The sequence below is a fragment of the Massilia sp. YIM B02769 genome (genome assembly GCF_030411995.1).
In the GTDB taxonomy this organism is placed as follows: domain Bacteria; phylum Pseudomonadota; class Gammaproteobacteria; order Burkholderiales; family Burkholderiaceae_D; genus Telluria.
Genome location: NZ_JASNRC010000011.1, coordinates 16,741 through 33,491, shown reverse-complemented (window position 1 = coordinate 33,491; position 16,751 = coordinate 16,741). Strand labels below are relative to the sequence as shown.

Annotated in this window: 10 protein-coding genes and 1 pseudogene; 2 read left to right on the top strand and 9 right to left on the bottom strand. The window is 68.3% G+C overall.

All coding sequences use genetic code 11. The annotated features are described in order from the left end of the window. Nucleotides 1-335 precede the first annotated feature (335 nt). A complete protein-coding gene (locus QPK31_RS18280) occupies nucleotides 336-2,054 on the bottom strand; it encodes a methyl-accepting chemotaxis protein (RefSeq protein ID WP_290424326.1) in 1,719 nt (572 codons plus the stop codon). 234 nt (nucleotides 2,055-2,288) lie between these two features. Here QPK31_RS18280 and QPK31_RS18275 point away from each other — a divergent pair, with 234 nt between their 5' ends. Next, on the top strand, nucleotides 2,289-3,368 hold the full coding sequence (locus QPK31_RS18275) for a DUF3108 domain-containing protein (RefSeq protein ID WP_290424325.1): 1,080 nt from the start codon (nucleotides 2,289-2,291) through the stop codon (nucleotides 3,366-3,368). Nucleotides 3,369-3,371: 3 nt separating this feature from the next. On the opposite strand, the gene QPK31_RS18270 is transcribed toward QPK31_RS18275, so the two are convergent. Further along, complete coding sequence (locus tag QPK31_RS18270; RefSeq protein WP_290424324.1) at nucleotides 3,372-5,531, bottom strand: TonB-dependent siderophore receptor; 2,160 nt, start codon at nucleotides 5,529-5,531, stop codon at nucleotides 3,372-3,374. A 228-nt stretch (nucleotides 5,532-5,759) separates the two neighbouring features. Here QPK31_RS18270 and QPK31_RS18265 point away from each other — a divergent pair. Then, nucleotides 5,760-6,733 (top strand): annotated as a pseudogene (locus QPK31_RS18265) (IS1595 family transposase). Nucleotides 6,734-6,807: 74 nt separating this feature from the next. On the opposite strand, the gene QPK31_RS18260 reads toward QPK31_RS18265, so the two are convergent. The 7 genes from QPK31_RS18260 to QPK31_RS18230 all read right to left on the bottom strand — a co-directional run bounded on the left by QPK31_RS18260 (nucleotide 6,808) and on the right by QPK31_RS18230 (nucleotide 16,746). Then, nucleotides 6,808-8,466, bottom strand: a complete 1,659-nt coding sequence (locus QPK31_RS18260; RefSeq protein ID WP_290424323.1) for a peptide chain release factor 3 — start codon at nucleotides 8,464-8,466, stop codon at nucleotides 6,808-6,810. 157 nt (nucleotides 8,467-8,623) lie between these two features. Then, nucleotides 8,624-13,393 carry a pilus assembly protein gene (locus tag QPK31_RS18255; RefSeq protein WP_290424322.1) on the bottom strand — a complete coding sequence of 1,590 codons (4,770 nt, stop codon included), beginning with the start codon at nucleotides 13,391-13,393 and terminating at the stop codon, nucleotides 8,624-8,626. Nucleotides 13,394-13,470: 77 nt separating this feature from the next. Then, nucleotides 13,471-14,058, bottom strand: coding sequence for a hypothetical protein (locus tag QPK31_RS18250; protein ID WP_290424321.1), 588 nt, complete (start codon nucleotides 14,056-14,058; stop codon nucleotides 13,471-13,473). A gap of 3 nt (nucleotides 14,059-14,061) precedes the next feature. After that, on the bottom strand, nucleotides 14,062-15,252 hold the full coding sequence (locus QPK31_RS18245; protein ID WP_290424320.1) for a PilW family protein: 1,191 nt from the start codon (nucleotides 15,250-15,252) through the stop codon (nucleotides 14,062-14,064). After that, nucleotides 15,249-15,695 carry a prepilin-type N-terminal cleavage/methylation domain-containing protein gene (locus QPK31_RS18240; RefSeq protein ID WP_290424319.1) on the bottom strand — a complete coding sequence of 149 codons (447 nt, stop codon included), beginning with the start codon at nucleotides 15,693-15,695 and terminating at the stop codon, nucleotides 15,249-15,251. The genes QPK31_RS18245 and QPK31_RS18240 overlap by 4 nt, the downstream gene beginning before the upstream one ends. Further along, on the bottom strand, nucleotides 15,692-16,324 hold the full coding sequence (locus tag QPK31_RS18235) for a type II secretion system protein (RefSeq protein ID WP_290424318.1): 633 nt from the start codon (nucleotides 16,322-16,324) through the stop codon (nucleotides 15,692-15,694). The genes QPK31_RS18240 and QPK31_RS18235 overlap by 4 nt, the downstream gene beginning before the upstream one ends. After that, nucleotides 16,312-16,746, bottom strand: a complete 435-nt coding sequence (locus QPK31_RS18230) for a type IV pilin protein (protein ID WP_290424317.1) — start codon at nucleotides 16,744-16,746, stop codon at nucleotides 16,312-16,314. The genes QPK31_RS18235 and QPK31_RS18230 overlap by 13 nt, the downstream gene beginning before the upstream one ends. Nucleotides 16,747-16,751 lie beyond the last annotated feature (5 nt).

The following is a 16,751-nucleotide window of genomic DNA, read 5'->3' as shown; positions in this document are numbered from 1 at the left end:
GTGACGTGCGTGTCCTTTTGCCTGCGGCGGCGACTATTCGCTCCGCGGCTCAACCATCGATGCGAACGCCAACGAGACGCTCTTGGCGCGACTGCCGAACCGCAGCGGTTTCGATAGAACCGGTGCCAACAATGATCACCATTTCCGCGTGGGCACGGGGTGCCCACCGTACGGGATACGTCTGCGCCCCCATCCGGAGTGCGGCCTTGATAACCTAGGGTGGCCGGACCGCGCAAGGCACTCCGTGCCCACGCGCTTACGTGCCGATCCCTTAGCCCGCGGCGGTGACTGTTCGCTCCGCGCCCCAAGCATCCCCACGAAGGCGAGCAAGTCCATCAATCCCGCCGCGAGGCCAGGTGCAGGTGCGGCCGCGGATGTCGCCTTCTCTCTGCCGCGACTTCGAGCGCCCCGTCCTGCGTCACCAGCCGCGACCAGGTCTTCACCGCGCCTGGCTTGGCATCGGGCGCCGGCGCGGCCGCAGGAGCAGGCTCGCCCGCCGCCACCTCGTCCAGCCTGAACGCCGCCACCGCCCGCGACAGGGTCAGGGCCTGCATCTGCAAGCTGCGCGCCGCATCGGCCGCTTCTTCCACCAGCGTCGAATTGCGCTGCGTGACCTGGTCCATCTGCACGATGGCCTGGTTCACTTCGTCCAGGCCGCTGGCCTGCTCCAGGCTGGCCGAACTGATCTGGCTGACGATGTCGCCCACCTGCTGCACCGACATCGCCAGCGTCGCCATGCTGCTGCCGGCCTGCGCGGCGCAGGCGGTGCCGCCCTCGATCTCGGCCACCGAGTGCGCCACCAGCTCGCGGATCTCGCGCGCCGCGCTGCCGACGCGCAGCGCCAGCGACCGCACCTCGCCCGCCACCAGCGCGAACTCGCGCCCGCCCTCGCCCACGCGCGCGGCCTCCAGCGCGGCATTCAGCGCCAGCGTCCCGGTCTCCACCGCGATCGCATCGATCGTGCCGACGATTTCGTCGACCCGGCGCGCACTGCCCTTCACGGTTTCCATGGTCGTCACCAGGCGGTCGACCACGCTTTCCCCTTGCAGGGCCACGCTCGACGCCGACTCGGCCAGCCGGTTCGCGGCCTGGGCGCTGTCGGCGGTCTGGTGCACGGTGGCGGCCAGCTCCTGCATCGACGAGGCCGTGTGCTCGAGCGAATGCGCGCGGAACACGGCGCGCGTGGTGAGGTTCAGGTCGCGCAGGGCGATCTCGCGCGAGGCGCTGCCGATCGAGCGCGCCGATTCGAGGATGGTGCGCAGCGTCCCGTTCAGGTTGCGGATGCTGGCGTCGAGCGCGCGCGAGGTGTCCGCGATCTCGTCGTTCCCATATACCCGGTCTTTCACGGTCAGGTCGCCGCTGGCCAGGTCGACCGCCGCCGCGCCGATGCCGCGGATTTCCAGCAGCAGCGCGCGCCGCACCGCCATCGTGATGCGCAAGGACACTAGCACCGCCAGCAGGATCACGCAGGGCGTGGCCAGGGCCATGGCGCGGAAGTCGCTGGCCGCGCTTTCCGAGGCCTGCTGCGACAGCGCCTGTTCGTGCTCCGACAGCTCGCTCAGGCGCTGGGCCACCACGGCAAAGGCGCTGTCGGCCTTGCTCATGGCGTTGGCGCCGATCGACTGGTCGTCGCGCACGATCTCGAGCACGTCGCTCACCGCCGCCGTGTAGACGCGGTAGGCGTCCTGCGCCCCGTCGACGTAGCGGCGTTCGGCGCCGCCCAGCTGGGTCATCTGGGCCAGGCGCGCCAGGCCGGCGCTGGTCTGGGCGTGCTGGCGGTCGATGCCCTGCATCAGCGGCGCGATCCGGCTTTTCGGAAAGCTGCCGGCGATCCAGGTCTGCAACTGGTAGACCTGGGCGTGGCCGCGCTGGGCCCCCGCCACCAGCTCGCTGGCGGCGCGCATGTGGGCCGCGCGCTGGTTGACGATGACTTCCAGCGAGGCGTTCTGGCGCACCATCGCGTAATAGCCGCCCGTGGACAGCAGCACCAGCAAGACCAGCACGACGGCCGGCGCCAGCAGCAACTTGGGACCGATCTTCAGGCGGGCTAGCATGGGAAGGCGGCGCAGGTGAGGGAGGAAGGCACGGCCGGCCAGGCCGCGGCGGGAGAGAACGGAAGAATCGTCATAAGGCCCTCGATGTCGTCAACACGCAAAATTTCTTCAGCGCATTTGACCAATCTAAGTCATCCGTCCGCGCGCGCTGTTGCGCAAAATCAAGACCTTCCCGGCCATGCGCCCCGGGTGTGGCGCCATGGACAATTGCGGCAGCGCAGTTAAACTAGCGCCATGAAGAAGATTGCCGTCCACCTGGCCCGGCACCGGCGCCTGCTGGCGCTCGGCGCGCTGTCGCTGCTGCTGCACCTGCTGGCCCTGGCCTGGATCGGCGGACGGCGCGACCTCGATGCGCGCCAGGCGCCGGGCGTGGCGCTGGCGCTGCGCCTCGACCGCTCGGCGGCGACAACCCCATCCGCGGCGCCGCAGGCCGCTGCCGAACCGGCGCCAAGCACCACGCCCGCGCCCGCGCCCGCTGCCCGGGACAGCGTCGTGGCTGCGGACACGGGCGCCAGCCTGCCTCCGCTGCAATCCCTCGTGCCGGCGGCCCCCGAAGCCGGCCAGGCCGCGCAGCCTGCCGCCCTGCCCGGCCGCGCAGCCAGCCCGGCCCCGCCCGCGCTGGGCGACCCGCGCGGCGCCGCCGTCCGGCAAATGCCGGGCCGCTACCAGGTACGCATGCCGCCGCCGGCGCGCCTGACCTATGCCGTGACGCGCACCCGTCCCGGCCGCGCGCCGCAAGCCGGCGACGAGGCCCAGCTGGTGTGGGAAGCCGGCGCCGGCCGCTACCAGCTGCGCGTCGAGGGCGTGCTCGGCCTGCTGGAAAGCGAAGGCGGCGGCGACGACGCCGGCATTGCCCCGGTCCAGGCCAGCGAGCACCAGGACGACGGCAGCGACCGCATCACGCGCTTCGACCGCGCCGCCGGCCGCATCGCATCGAACGGCGCCGACGACCCGCTCTACCTGGGCAGCCAGGATCGCGCCTCGCTGCTGATGCAGCTGGCCGGCATGGGCATGGCCGCACCCGAGCAGATGCAGGGCGTGATCGAGGTGATGGTCGGCGGGCCGGACGGCGCGCAGGCGACGCGCTTCGAGGTGATGGGACCCGAACGCCTGGCCACCGGCGCCGGCAGCCTGGCCACGGTGCGCCTGGCCGAAGTGACGGAACCGGGCCGGCGCAGGCTCGAACTCTGGCTCGCGCCCGAGCGCAACTGGATGCCGGTGCAGCTGCGCGTGACCGAACCCGATGGCAGCGTCGCGAACCAGGTCGTGACCAGCATCGACACCGCCCCCGTCGCCGGCGCCGCGGTCATGTAAGGCTCAGAACGTCATTTCCAGCGTCGCGCGCAAGGTCGGGCTCTCCGGATAGGTCCAGCCGCGCCGCTCGATGCCGCGCGCCGGGTCGATATACGCCGGCTCGAAGAAGTTGTCCTCGCCGAGCAGGTTCGAGCCCGCCAGGCGCAGCTGCAGCTTTGGGTTGAAACGCCAGGCCGCATAGGCTTCCAGGTCGGTGCGTGCATGCGTATAGAAGCTGCGCTCCGCCGACGGATCGACGCGTCCGCCGCGCCGGTGCGCCAGGCTGGCGCCGCTCGTCAATGCGCCGCGCTTGTAGTCGAGACCCAGGTTGGCGGTGAGCGGCGTCTGCTGCTCCATGCGGTTGTATGGCCCGGGCACCGAGTCCACGCGCGACCAGTTGCGGCTGACACTGGCGCGCAGCTCGAGCGCCGGCGCATCCTCCATCACGGCCGACAAAGGGAACTTCGCTTCCAGCTGCAGCGAGCGCAGCGCGGCGCGGTCCTCGTTGGCCGGAGTGAAGATCCAGCGCAGGCCGTCGAAGTAGATGCGGTTGCTGGTGTAGTTGTCGATCCGGCGCAGCGAGGCGCTGGCCGAGAGCATCGCGCCTTCCGCCCAGTGGCGCTCCCAACCCGCGTCGATGCCCCAGGCCAGCTCCGGCTTCAGGTGCGGGTTGCCCTGGTAGTCGGCCTCGGTGGCGCTGTTGTTTTCCCATGCATAGCGGCGCGGCACCAGGCTGTACAGGTCCGGCGCCTTGTAGGTGCGGCTCAGCGCAAGACGCAGCTGGTCGCCCTTCTCACCCGGCAGCTTCCACAGCGTCTGCAGCACCGGGCTGAAGACGCTCGAACGCACCCGGGCGGGTTCGAAGGTGTTGCCGCTGACGCGCGTGCGCACGCCTTCCCAGCGCGCGCCGAGATACAGCGAGATTTGCGGGTTGACGGTCCACTCGTCCTGGGCGTAGACGGCGGCGCGCGCGACACGTGCGTCGAAGGTCTCGCGCGGCGGCTGGCCGGGCGGCAGCACGCGGACCGCATCCTGTTCGGCGCGCAGGTCCTCGCTGGCGTTGAACCGCGCATCCCAGCCGAACGCCAGCACGTGGCCGCCATCGAAGGCGCGCGTGACTTTGCCGGTGCTGCTGGCGCCGCGCGCGTCGGTCTCGGTGCGCACGCTGCCCGCGGTCTCGGGACGCCCGAGGCCATCGACGCCGCTGCGCTCTACCCTCGTATCCTGCCAGCTGCGCTCGACGCCGAGCTTGGTCTCCAGCTTCGCGCCCGACGCCAGGGTGCCGCTCCAGCGCAGGTTCGACGACAGCATGCGGTCGTCGAAGGCGCCGAGGGTACGCAGGTCGGGCGTCGGCGGCGGCGCGCCGGCGCTCGTGGTCGTCAGCGCGTGAGCGTGGTTGCGGAAGCTGCTGCCGTTGGCCAGGGTCTCCCACTCCACCGAATCGCCGTCGTCCAGCGTCCAGCTGAAGCGCGGGCCCAGGTTCAGGCGGTTCATGCGGCCGCGCTCGGCGATCACGGTGTTGCGGCGCATATCGACAATGCCGTCCGGCCGGGTATTGGTCTGGTAGCTGCGCGATGCGCGCGCGAGGGCGTCGTGGTTGCCGCCCGCCGACAGCGACCACGAGGCACGCTCGCCGCGCTCGGCCAGGTCGGTGCTGAAGGTCGGCCCGCGGAACTCGTTCGAATGCATGTAGCCGAGCTTGGCCTCGCGTTCGCTGCGGCGCAGCTTCTTGCGGGTCACGATGTTGATGGTGCCGGCCACCGACTCGGTCGAGAACTCGGCGCTGGCCGCGCGCAGCACCTCGATGCGCTCGATCGTCTCGGGCGACAGGCTGTCCAGGGTAAAGCCCGCCGGCGTGCGCTCGCCGTCCAGCAGGATCTGGGTATAGCCGCCGGCCAGCCCGCGCATGCGCACTTCCTGCTTGCCGTTCACGCCGACCGTCACCGTCACGCCGGGTATGCGTCTGAGCACGTCGTGCACGCCCGTGTCGCCGTAGCGTTCGATCTCCTCGCGCCGCACCACGATGCGGCTGGCCGTGTCGTCGCGGCGCGGGTCGTAGCTGGCGGCCGTGCCCTTCACCTCCACCTTCTGCACCGCTTCCTCGGGAACGGCTTGCTGGGCCAGTGCCGGTGCAGACAGCCCGGCGGCGGCGATCAACAGGTAACGGGGGTGCGGCAGGCGCATGCGCGATTCTCCAGTCGTTATTCATCTTGTTGGAATAACTATATGCCGTAAAGTAGCAAAATGTAAACCTAGCTCGGAACTATTTACTGCTATTCTATAGCAATGCTTTCGGCAACTAGATGGCAATCACGTAAAAGAAAAGGCGCTGTCACCGTTAGCTATGGATGAGCAGTGAACTGTTGAGTTCATTCATGGTCCAACCCGTCTCGCCATCGATACGGGTCGACCATGAAAGCACCGCGCTTCACGAAGTGGTTTGCAGCCTTGCCCGCACTGAATCAGCCTCAGCGGCTGCGCGTCCTCGACGCCTTGCGTCCGGCTGCCGGCCTGCACCAGGTGCTGGCGCTGATCAGACTATGCCGTTCGGCCGGGCGTTGCTGCCCCCATTGCCAATGTGAGCGCTGGCACCGGCACGGCCACGCCAACGATCTGCAGCGCTACCGCTGCTTCTCGTGCCGGCGTACCTTCAACGATTTGACCGGCACCCCGCTGGCGCGCCTGCGGTTGCGAGGGAAATGGCTCGCCTATCTCGATGCGTTGCGTGCGTCGCGTCCGGTGCGCGCGGCGGCCGGCGAGGTCAACGTGCATCGTAATACCGCCTTTCGCTGGCGCCATCGCTTCCTTGATCGGGTGAAAGAAGACCGGCCAGGATGCCTGAACGGTATCGCCGAAGCCGACGAATGTTCATCCTGGAGTCGCAAAAAGGGTCGCGCAAGCTCGACCGGCCGGCACGCAAGCGGGGCGGCGTCGCCAGCAGGCGCGGCATCTCACGCGAGCTCGACTGCATCCTCGTCGCGCGCGACCGCAACAAGCAGACCATCGATGCCGTCACCGGCCGCGGCGCCGTCAGCAAAATACAGCTGGAGCGCCACCTGATGCCGTTTTTGGACAAGGACGTCTTGCTTGTGACAGACGCGAACGCGGCTTATCGGGCTTTCGCCCGCGCCCACGGTATCGCGCACCAAGCCGTAAATATCAGCGCCGGCAAGCGTGTCCGCCCGCACCCCAACGGCGCCATCCACGTGCAGAACGTAAACGCGTATCACCAGCGTCTTCGCGAGTGGCTAGCGCCCTTCCATGGTGTCGCGTCACGCTGGCTGCCGAACTACCTGGGCTGGCGCCGGATGCTTGATGGCGGAAAGGTGACGTCTGCCGATCAATTGTTTCGCCTTGCAATCGGGCTCATCCATAGCGAACGGTGACAGCGCCAAAGAAAAAAGCGGATGCACGACCTGACGTGCATCCGCTTCCTGTCTCCCGTCGAACGGGGCAGGTCTTATGCCAGCTTGGCCGCGTGCTCGCGCGTGGCGTGGAAGGTCAGCTTCGGCCAGCGTTCCTGGGTCAGGCGCAGGTTGACGCTCGACGTGGCCAGGAAGGCCAGGTTGCCGGCCGCGTCATACGCGACCTGGTGGCCGAGCTGGTTCTCGAAGTCGGCCAGCGCCTTCTTGTCGTCCGACGACACCCAGCGCGCGCTGCTGATGCTCGACGATTCGAACACCGCATCCACGCCGTACTCGTTCAGCAGGCGGCTTGCCACCACCTCGAACTGCAGCACGCCGACCGCGCCCAGGATCAGGTCCGAGCCCAGCACCGGCTTGAACACCTGCACCGCGCCCTCTTCGCCCAGCTGCTGCAAGCCCTTGTGCAGCTGTTTCACCTTCAGCGGATTGCGGATACGCACGGTGCGGAACAGGTCCGGCGCAAAATAAGGAATACCGGTAAACGTCAGCAGCTCGCCTTCCGAGAAGCTGTCGCCGATCTGCATGTTGCCGTGGTTCGGCAAGCCGATGATGTCGCCCGCATAGGCTTCCTCGACCTGCTCGCGCGAGGAGGCCATGAAGGTCACCACCGACGACAGCTTCACCTCGCGGCCCAGCCGCAGGTGCTTGACCTTCATGCCCTTTTCAAAGCGGCCGGAACATACGCGGAGAAAAGCGATGCGGTCACGGTGGGCCGGGTCCATGTTGGCCTGGATCTTGAAGACGAAGCCCGAGAACTTCGGCTCGACCGGCGCCACGGCGCGCACGGTGGCGTCGCGTTCGCGCGGGCCCGGCGCCCAGTCGACCAGGGCCGACAGGATCTCGCGCACGCCGAAGTTGTTGATCGCCGAACCGAAGAACACCGGGGTCTGCACGCCGGCCAGGAAGCGCTCCAGGTCGAAGGGGTGCGAGGCGCCGTGCACCAGTTCGACTTCCATCTTCAGCTGTTCGATCTCGAGCGGGAACATCTCGGCCAGCTTCGGATTGTCGATGCCCTTGATGATCTCGAAGGCGCCGTCGGCTTTTTCCTCGCCGGCCTTGAACAGCATGATCGTGTCGTTCAGCAGGTGGTAGACGCCGCGGAAGTTCTTGCCCATGCCGATAGGCCAGGTCACCGGCGCGCACTCGATCTTCAGCACCGATTCGAGCTCGTCGAGCAGTTCCAGCGGGTCGCGCGTTTCGCGGTCCAGCTTGTTCATGAAGGTGACGATCGGCGTATTGCGCATGCGGCAGACGTCGAGCAGCTTGATCGTTTGCGCTTCCACGCCCTTGGCGGCGTCGATCACCATCAGGGCCGAGTCGACCGCCGTCAGCACGCGGTAGGTGTCTTCCGAGAAGTCCTGGTGGCCCGGGGTGTCGAGCAGGTTGATCACGTGGTCGCGGAACTCGAACTGCATCACCGAGGACGCGACCGAAATGCCGCGCTGCTTCTCGATGTCCATCCAGTCCGAGGTGGCGTGGCGGCCGCTCTTGCGGCCCTTGACGGTGCCGGCGAGCTGGATCGCGCCCGAGAACAGCAGCAGCTTCTCGGTCAGCGTGGTTTTACCCGCGTCGGGGTGGGAAATGATGCCGAAGGTGCGGCGGCGCCCTACTTCGCGCGAGATGAAGGCAGGCGTCGGCGCGGCGCCCGCAGGTGCGGCGGCGTCGGTCGCGAGGATGTCAGTTTCGTTGGACATAGTCGAGCCCCATAGGCCCATGAAGAAAACCCTCGATTTTACCGATTACCAGGGGGTTCGTGTGAATTGAATGGGGTTAACGGTACGCTGGTACTGTGTGAACGCGTGGAGTCATCCAGGCTGGGGGCCTGAATGACAAAAGCCGCCACCCTACGTTTTACTCGCGGACGCGGCGCCAGCCGGCGCGCGAGGCGCCTTCCGATTCCGCCGGAGCCACGCCCGAGGTGATCGTGTTGCCGTCGGCGGTGGTGGTGATCATCTTCAGCGCGCCCGACGGCAGGCGCACGATGATGAAGCCGACCGCGGCCGACGCGTTCGACAGCGTGTGGCCGGCGACGGTCACGTAATAGGTGCCGTTGTTGCCGCCGGTGCCGCCCGTTCCCCCGGTTCCGCCGGTTCCACCCGTGCCGTCCCCGGTGCCCGTGCCGCCCGATCCGTCGCCCGCCCCGCCCACCGGCGCGCCGGTGCTGGCGTTGAGCGTTTCGCCCAGCGGCGCGCCGGTGCAGACGTTCAGCTGGTAGACGTTGCTGGTGCCGCCCACCTTGCAGCTCGACGAGGAGCTCGGCAGGTTGGTCACGATGTTCAGGCCGCCCGAGACGATCTTCGGGTCCAGGTTTACGCGCTCGCCCGAATTCAGGGCGAAGTCGACATACCAGCCGTTCTGGGTCGCCAGGTCGACCGCCGTGCCGCTGATCGAATACGCGGTGCTGGTGCCGTTGATCTTCGCCAGGGTCTTCTTCGCCATCCTGGTGGTGCCGCGCCAGTCGGCCGCCGGGATCGACGTGCCGGCGTCCTTCAGCACGTAGGCGCTCTGCACCGCGGTGTTGGCGATGTCGACCTCGTCGAGCAGGCGCCCGGTGCCGAAGGCGACCACGCGCGTGATGCCGCTCTGGCCGTCCGCCGCCGTGCCGTCGACCAGGCAGGTGGTCACGTCCGGACGCGTCGTCACCGGCTGGTTGCCGCCGGAACTGCCCAGCAGCAGCACCGCCGGGTCGCCCTGGGCGGTGAAGTCGTAGCGCCACATCGAACCGTCGTTGTCGCCGCCGTAGACGAAGGTGATCCGCGGATCGGTGTTCGGGTTGTTGCTGATCGCCGTGATGCGGGCAAAGCCCGACGGGTTGGCCACGTAGTCGCGCGACGCGGCCGTGACCGGGGTGGCTTTCTTGGACAGTACGCGGCCGGTGGCGATGTCGACCACGTACAGGTAGCCGCGGCCGTCGCCAGTGGCGATGCCGTCGGTGCCCGGGATGTTGTTGTAGCCCGAGGTCAGGAACACGGCCCAGTACTCGACGCCGCGTGCATCCTTGAAGGTGCCGAACTGCGGATTGCCGAAGGACAGGCCGATGTCCTTGTCGTAGTTGACGCCGCTGCACACGGCCGTGTCGGCGCACAGTTCCCACAGGGCCTTGGGTGCGTCGGGGTCGGTGACGTCGAGCGCGTAGTAGCCGCGCCCGCCCGCGTTCAGGCCGGCCACCAGCACGCTGCGCCATTCGCCGTTGATCTTCACGTCGGCCACCTCGGGCGAACCGTCGGTGGTGAATTGGTGGTTGGTGCCGTAGGTCGTGCTGGCCTGCAGGTGCAGCTTTTTCATCGTGATACGCGGCATGTAGGCCCAGGTCTCGACGCCGGTGTTGGCGTTAAAGGCGTGCAGCATGCCGTCGTTGGCGGCCACGAACACGGTCGGCTGGCGCGTGGCGTTCTCCAGCTTGTAGTCGTTGTAGCCGTCGAGCGTGTAGGACTTGCGCGGGTCGCGCAGGTAGGCCGGCTTCGAGGACGCGATATCGCCCAGCACGATCGGCAGCTGGGCCGCGGCGCCGCCCGCGATGGTGGTGGTCTTCGAGTAGGCGCGGAACAGCGTGTCGTTGGCGTACTGCTGCTGGCCGCGCAGCCAGTTCACCATGTTCTCGCCGGTGTTCACGATCCGGCGGTTGGCGTCCGACAGTGTCAGGCACTGCGCCAGGGCGCTGCACTTGTCCTTGAACCAGCCCTTCTCGGTCTCCGTCATCAGGCTGAAGTCGAAGTCCTTCAGGCCGTCGTCGATGTCGTCGGCGTTCAGGAAATCGCGCATCAGGATCCTGCGCGAATCCTCGGCGGCGGCCACCTGGCTGCCCACCGTTTCCGACGAATTCCAGCTGGCCTTGCTGCCGACCACGCCGGTGACGGTGTCGATCTTCTTGTCCGACAGTTCGCCGTACCAGCGCACCGTGGTAAAGGTGGCCGAGAAGATGTCGTTGTCCTGCTGCGAGATGTTCGGCGTCGAGGTCGCCGCCGCGGCCGCCGCGCCGATCTTCACCTCGATGTTCGAGAGCGCCGAGCGCAGGCCGTCGATCACCTGCAGCGGGTCGGAAGCGCTGAAGTACTTGCCGTGGCCGTTGATGGCGGCATGCCACAGGTCGTCCACGCGCGACTGGTAGGCGGCGCCGCCGTCGTCGACCTGGGTTTGGGGGTTCGGCCACACATAGGGGCCGTTGTTGTTCCACGGGCAGCCGGTCTGCACGCCGGTGATCAGTTTATAGAAGTCGCTGCCGGCCTTGGGCGCGGTGTCGTACTTGTCGTCGTAGGTCATGATGCCGTCCACGCCCAGGCCGAGCGCGTAGGTATTCATGTGCAGGCGGGTGTTGTCGCCGGCCGCCGCGGCCACCAGGCCGTTCGGCTCGTTCCAGTTTTCCAGCGAGGGGCGCAGCGAGGTCACGGCGTCGTTCGAGCCGCCGTTGTACCAGTACAGGGCGACGTCGGCCAGCGAATTGGCCGATTGCGCGCTCGGATCGACGCAGCCCTTGCTGCGCGAGCAGAAGCGCGACAGGTTTTCCCGGTTGTCGTTGTTGACGACGCCGTCGGCCGCCCCGCCGTTCCAGTAGCCGTCGGTCGTGACGAAGGTGAAGTTCTGCTGGCAGGGGAACTGGACCACCTCGTTGCCGGCCGAGTAGGCATACGGCGAACGGTTGGCGTACATCTTGCCGACCGCGTGCAGGCCCTGGCGCACCGGGGTCGAGCCGCTGGTGGTCATGTCGTACAGCGCCTTGTACCAGGCGGTGCGCGCGGCGCCGGTGAAGGGCTTCGGCGGCTGGCGGATGGCGCCTTCGGCGGCGGCGGTCGAGAGCGACACGATGCCGACGTTGTAGTTGTCGGCGATCGGCTGGAAGGCCTGGCCGACGGCGGTCTTCATCATCTGGTTGCGGCTCTTGTAGTAGGCGTACCAGTTGGCGAAGTTGGTCATCTCCTCGGCGTAGGTGCAGGTGGCGCCGGCGCAGTCGGTGCGCTTGACGTCCTTCGGATAGCTGGTGCGGCTCGAGACGATGTCGGTGCGCACGAACACCGAGGCGCCCAGCGGCGTCACCTCGGTCGGCACGCCGTCGCCGATGCCGGGCGTGGCGCCGAAGCTGAGGTAGGTGGTGCGGCCGCTGGTGTTGTTGGTCAGCGAACCGAGGGAGATGTTGTCGCCGACGGTGTCCATGTTGGTGCTGACCAGGCAGACGTAGTTGTTGTTCGCCGCCGCGCAGATCGGACCGGCGGTGCCGGCGTTGGTGCCGCCGATGTAGGCGGTCACGCCCTTGTTGGTGAGGATCTTGTCGCGGATCAGGCTGGCCACCGCCGAGCTCGAGGACCGGGTGTTGATGCTGAGCGTGCTGCCGAACAGCTGGACGCCGCCGTAGGACAGGCCGTTCAGGACCTGCTTCTTCGACGAGTTCGAGGTGCCGGCGACCTGCAGCAGCGCGGTGACGCGGCTGCCCGAGTTGACGATCAGGTCGCGCCCGCCGCGGCTGCCGTCGTTGACCACGGTGCAGGGGCCGACCGCCTTGCTGGTGGTCCCGGCCGGGCAGCTGATCGGCACCACGGCGACGACGTTGTTCGATTCCAGCGTGATGCCGAAGCGCGAGCAGGCCGGCACGCTGCCGCTGGCGGTGCGCAGGCAGGCCGTGTACTGGTAGGCAAGGCCGGTCTTGGCGATGATCGAGGCGGCCAGCGAGGCCGCCACCGCGCTCTGCTTAGCGGCGGTGTCGGTGCCGCTGGCGGCGGTGACGGCGCTGTTGGTGAGCGTGAAGGTGCCGTTCGGCTCGACGACCTGGACGCTGTTGATGGTCATCGAGTTGGTATAGGCCGAGGCCTTGATGGTGATGGTGCCGTACCAGTCCGGGTTGCGGTTCGGGTCGGAGAAGCGCGGGTACTTGTAGTCGCCGACGAACTTGGCCTGGCAATTGGTCAGGGCGCGGTCGGTGCAGAAGCGCACCCTGGCCGGTTCAGGGTAGCCGGCGGGCGCCGCCGCGCCCACCGCCGTCACCTTGCAGTTGGTGAGCGTGGCGTCGGTACAGTATTCGGCGACGTTGATCGTGTAGTAGTAGGGGTTCGAGACGAAGTACTCGGGCGTGTAGCGCGCGTCGTTCGGGTAGGTGTAGCCGGTGGTGTTGTAGCCGCAGTCGGAGCCGTCGCACCAGCGCAGGTCGGGGAAGCCGGCCGCAAGGTTGGTGCTGTTGGTGTCGCGGCCCAGCAGGTCGGTCTTGTCGACGCCGTAGATGTCGGTCGTGACCGAGGTCCAGTTGCTCGTCTCGCCGGCGTTCTGGTTCGGGTAGGACGTGCCGTCGGCCTTTACCGGCGGCAGGTAGCGCACCTTCGGGTTGTAGTACTGCTTGTTGAAGTCGGCGCTGGCGAACGGCGGGTCGCCCGCCTTGCAGCCGCGGATGCCGCCGGCGATGGTCGCGCGCGCGCGGCAGCTGCCCGTGTTGTTGACGTAGTCGGGCGTGTAGTTGAAGGTCATCGAGCCCGAGTTATCATACAGGAGCATCAGGTTCGGCTTGACCGTGCCGGTGCCGCTGATGTTGAGCAGCGGGACGTCGGCGATGCTGACCGGCGCCGCCTGGGCCGGCGCCAGCAGCACGGCGGCGAGCGAAGCCAGGATGGTCGAGGCAAACAGGGAGAGCAGGCGGTTCATGCGCGTTTCCATTCTCGTTGTCCGGCGAGCGGACGGTTTTTATTCTTTGCTGCGGCCGGCGTCGCGGCCTGGCGGCATCAGCCGCCGATCAGCACCACCAGCTGGTTCACCACGTTGCCGCCGCGTGCGCCCGACAGGCGCGCCGTGACCACGTAGTGGACCTTCGGCGTTTCGGCGAATTGCGGCGAGTCGGACGCCAGGCTGTCGCCCACCCCGATGTGAGCGCCGCCGGCATTCGCGTCGGCGGTCTGCACGCAGGCATTGCCGCCGGCGTCGAAGGCGCCGGTCAGCAGGCACAGGCGGTGCACCACGTACTCGATGCTCTGGCCTTCGTGCACCACGGTCTTCTTGCCGTTCCAGAAGGCGTCCGAGCGCGCGGTCTGCGTGGTGTCGAGCGTGGCGAGGTAGCCATTCTGCGGCGAATCCTCGTTCAGCAGCGCCTTGTTGCTGCCGGCCGCCGTCTGGCTCAGCCACTTGAAGCCCGCATGCAGGCCGGCGTCCACCGCGCGGCTCTGGGCCGAGTCGTAGGCCAGGTTGGAGGCGGTCAGCGTGGTCGAATTGCTCGACTTGAGCAGGTAGATGCTCGAGATCAGCATCACCAGCAGGATGATCAGCATGACCGGCAGCGCCAGGCCGCCCTGCTCTTTCGTGTAGGTCTTGCGCATGGTTCAGGGTCTCCAGCCGGCGTTGCGCAGCGGGACGATGGTTTCGAAAACGCGGTAGCGGTAGCAGCGCCAGTTGGTGCTGCCGGCGTCGACGTCGACCGTGATCGGGCTGGCCGTCACGCCTTCGGGCACGGCGCTGGCGAAGACCACCGGCTTGGCCGAGGTGGCGTGGCAGACGCCGTCCGCGCCCGGACGCTCGCGCGCGGCGCTGCGCGCCACCACGGCGATGCGCAGCGCGGCGATGTGTTCGTAGTCGCCGGCGTTGCCGGCGCCGCCGCTGCCGTCGGCGTCGACCATGGCGGCCGACCAGCGCCCCACCTGCATCCCGTCCTGGGGCGTGAAGGCGCCGCCGGTGCGGGTGTCGAAGCCGTACTGCGCCTTGATCGAGACGATGTTGTCGGCCACGGTCTGGGCCGCGCCGCCGGAACCGGCCATGTCGGTCGAGCGCAACTGCAGGAAGCCGTTGTCGACCGACCAGGTGTGGAAGGCCAGGGTTTTCGCGGGACCGAGGTTGAAGATGCGCGCCATGCCGGCGGTGAAGTTGGTGCCGAGGGCGCCGCTGTTGTAGCGGAAGCCCGTGCCGCCGGCCACCATCACGTACTGCTGCGAAGGCGGCGCATCGAGCCTGGACGGGTCGGCCGAGATCTGGGCCAGCGCGCAGTCGCCGTTGCCGACGTTGTCGGGCGCGACTACCACCACGTCGCCGAGGCTGAAGCCATACGGGATGCGGTCGACGTCGAGGCGGGTGCCGCCGATGTAGTTGCTGGTCACGCGCAGGGTGCCGGTGCCGCTCATCGAGCTGCCGGCGTACAGGGTGATGCGGTCGGGGCCGGCGCCGCCGGACTCGATCACCGCCGGCGCCAGCGGGCGGATGGTGGCGGCGCCGCGCGTGGCTGGCGCCAGCTCGTAGCCGCCGGTGTCGGAAAAGCGCGTATTGCAGCCGATCAGCGAGGCGTCGTTCAGGCCGTAGCCGGCCTGCTGGGCGTCGCCGCTGATCGAGAACATCGCCAGCATCCCGTTCTGCATCGAGTCCGAGCCGCCCAGCGCATTCGCCTTGTTCTGCTCGGCGCCGGTGATCAGGCGCGTGGCGAACACCAGGGCCAGCAGGCCGATGACCACGCTGACCAGCAGCTCGACCAGCGAGAAGCCGTGGGCGCGGCGTACATCGCTGCGTGCAAAGCGGCGGCCCGTCACATCGCCCCCGAGATAAAGGCGCGTATTTCGTGCTTGCCGGCCAGCTCGCCGGCCTTGCGCTGCCAGGTGATGCTGATCACGACTTCGCTCGGGTCCGGGGCCGTGCCCTCGTCGACGCTGACCGTGACGGCAGCGCCGGGGATATGGCTGCGCGTGTCCTCGTACCAGGCTTCCAGGCGTTCGCCCGGCTCCTCGCCCGCCGCCAGCACATAGTCCTCGAGGTGGCCCGTGTCGGTGCTCATCACGCCGAGCAGCTTGTCGGCGGCCATGGTGGCCTCGGCGCGCATGCCGGCGTCCGACAGCGCGGAATAGGCGCGCGCCTGCAGGCCGATGGTGCCGAGCAGGCCGATGCCCAGCAACACCGCGGCGAGCAGGGCTTCGATCAGGGAGACGCCGGCCTGGCGGCGCAGCGGCATGGGCGAAATGCGAGACGGTCGGGTCATGGCGGGCACCTGTGGGGATCGCCGTCGTCGGCGTCGGGCTGGCATTTGGTGGCGATGCCGGCCAGGGTCAGCACCACGGCGGCGGCGGGAAAGTCGCCCACGTGGTCCTCGGCGGGTTCCATGTCCATGCGCGCGATGCGCGGCGTGACCGTGGTGTCGACCCAGCCGACCGGGGTGAAATACACGCTGTCGGCGTCGTCGGGGCCGATCGTCTGCACCAGCACGCCGGTGCCGGGCAGGGATTCGGCGCTGCGCAGCACCGACTTGAAGCCGGCCGCGCCTTCGGGGTCGCGGTTCGCGGCGGCGGCCGTGGTCGACCACGAGCCGCTGGCGTCGTTGCACGGCGTGGTGGGACTCGGGAAGCAGATGTCGACCTGCCAGTTCATCTGGCCGTTGGCGTTTTCGCTCAGCACCAGGCGGCTGGCGCTGTTGTGCGACAGCGCCTGTGCACGCGCCAGGGCGAAGCCCTCGGCATAGAACTGGGTGGCGGCGGCCGCGCGGCTGGCGTCGACCCAGGCCGCCATGCGCGGTGCGCCGACCGCGAGGATGCTGCCCAGGATGGCGAGCGCCACCAGCGCTTCGAGCAGCGAAAAGCCGCCGGCGCGCATGGCCGTTCTCACTCGCTGCACTTGCCGCCCTTGTCGCTGATCCAGCAGCTGGCGCTGGCGGCCCAGCCCTCGGCCACGCGGGCGGCCGTCACGGTGGTGGTGCGGCGACCGTTCTGGTCGATGGTAAAGCCGAAGCCGGCCGCGCCGTTGCGGCCGGTGGCGGTAACGGTGTACGACGTGGCGTCAGCCGCCGTCAGGGCGTAGGTGAAATTTTCGGTAGCGTCGGGAAAGTTCGGGGCATCGTCCAGCTCTTCGAAGCTGTGTTCGTTTGCCCAGAGCTGCTCGGCCAGCGGCTGGACGCCGGCCAGGCCCGCATAGGCGTCGGTCAGGCGCGTGCGCAGCATGTAGTTGCCATAGGCCGGGACGGCCACGGCGGTGAGGATGCCGACGACCACCAGCGTGATCAAGAGTTCGATGAGGGTAAAACCTGCCTGGCGTTTCATGGAAT

Bases quoted from the DNA above. Each gene is read 5' to 3' on its own strand.
- QPK31_RS18255 (WP_290424322.1), bottom strand. From the start codon at position 13,393: ATGAACCGCCTGCTCTCCCTGTTTGCCTCGACCATCCTGGCTTCGCTC.
- QPK31_RS18260 (WP_290424323.1), bottom strand. From the start codon at position 8,466: ATGTCCAACGAAACTGACATCCTCGCGACCGACGCCGCCGCACCTGCG.
- QPK31_RS18250 (WP_290424321.1), bottom strand. From the start codon at position 14,058: ATGCGCAAGACCTACACGAAAGAGCAGGGCGGCCTGGCGCTGCCGGTC.
- QPK31_RS18230 (WP_290424317.1), bottom strand. From the start codon at position 16,746: ATGAAACGCCAGGCAGGTTTTACCCTCATCGAACTCTTGATCACGCTG.
- QPK31_RS18275 (WP_290424325.1), top strand. From the start codon at position 2,289: ATGAAGAAGATTGCCGTCCACCTGGCCCGGCACCGGCGCCTGCTGGCG.
- QPK31_RS18270 (WP_290424324.1), bottom strand. From the start codon at position 5,531: ATGCGCCTGCCGCACCCCCGTTACCTGTTGATCGCCGCCGCCGGGCTG.
- QPK31_RS18280 (WP_290424326.1), bottom strand. From the start codon at position 2,054: ATGCTAGCCCGCCTGAAGATCGGTCCCAAGTTGCTGCTGGCGCCGGCC.
- QPK31_RS18240 (WP_290424319.1), bottom strand. From the start codon at position 15,695: ATGACCCGACCGTCTCGCATTTCGCCCATGCCGCTGCGCCGCCAGGCC.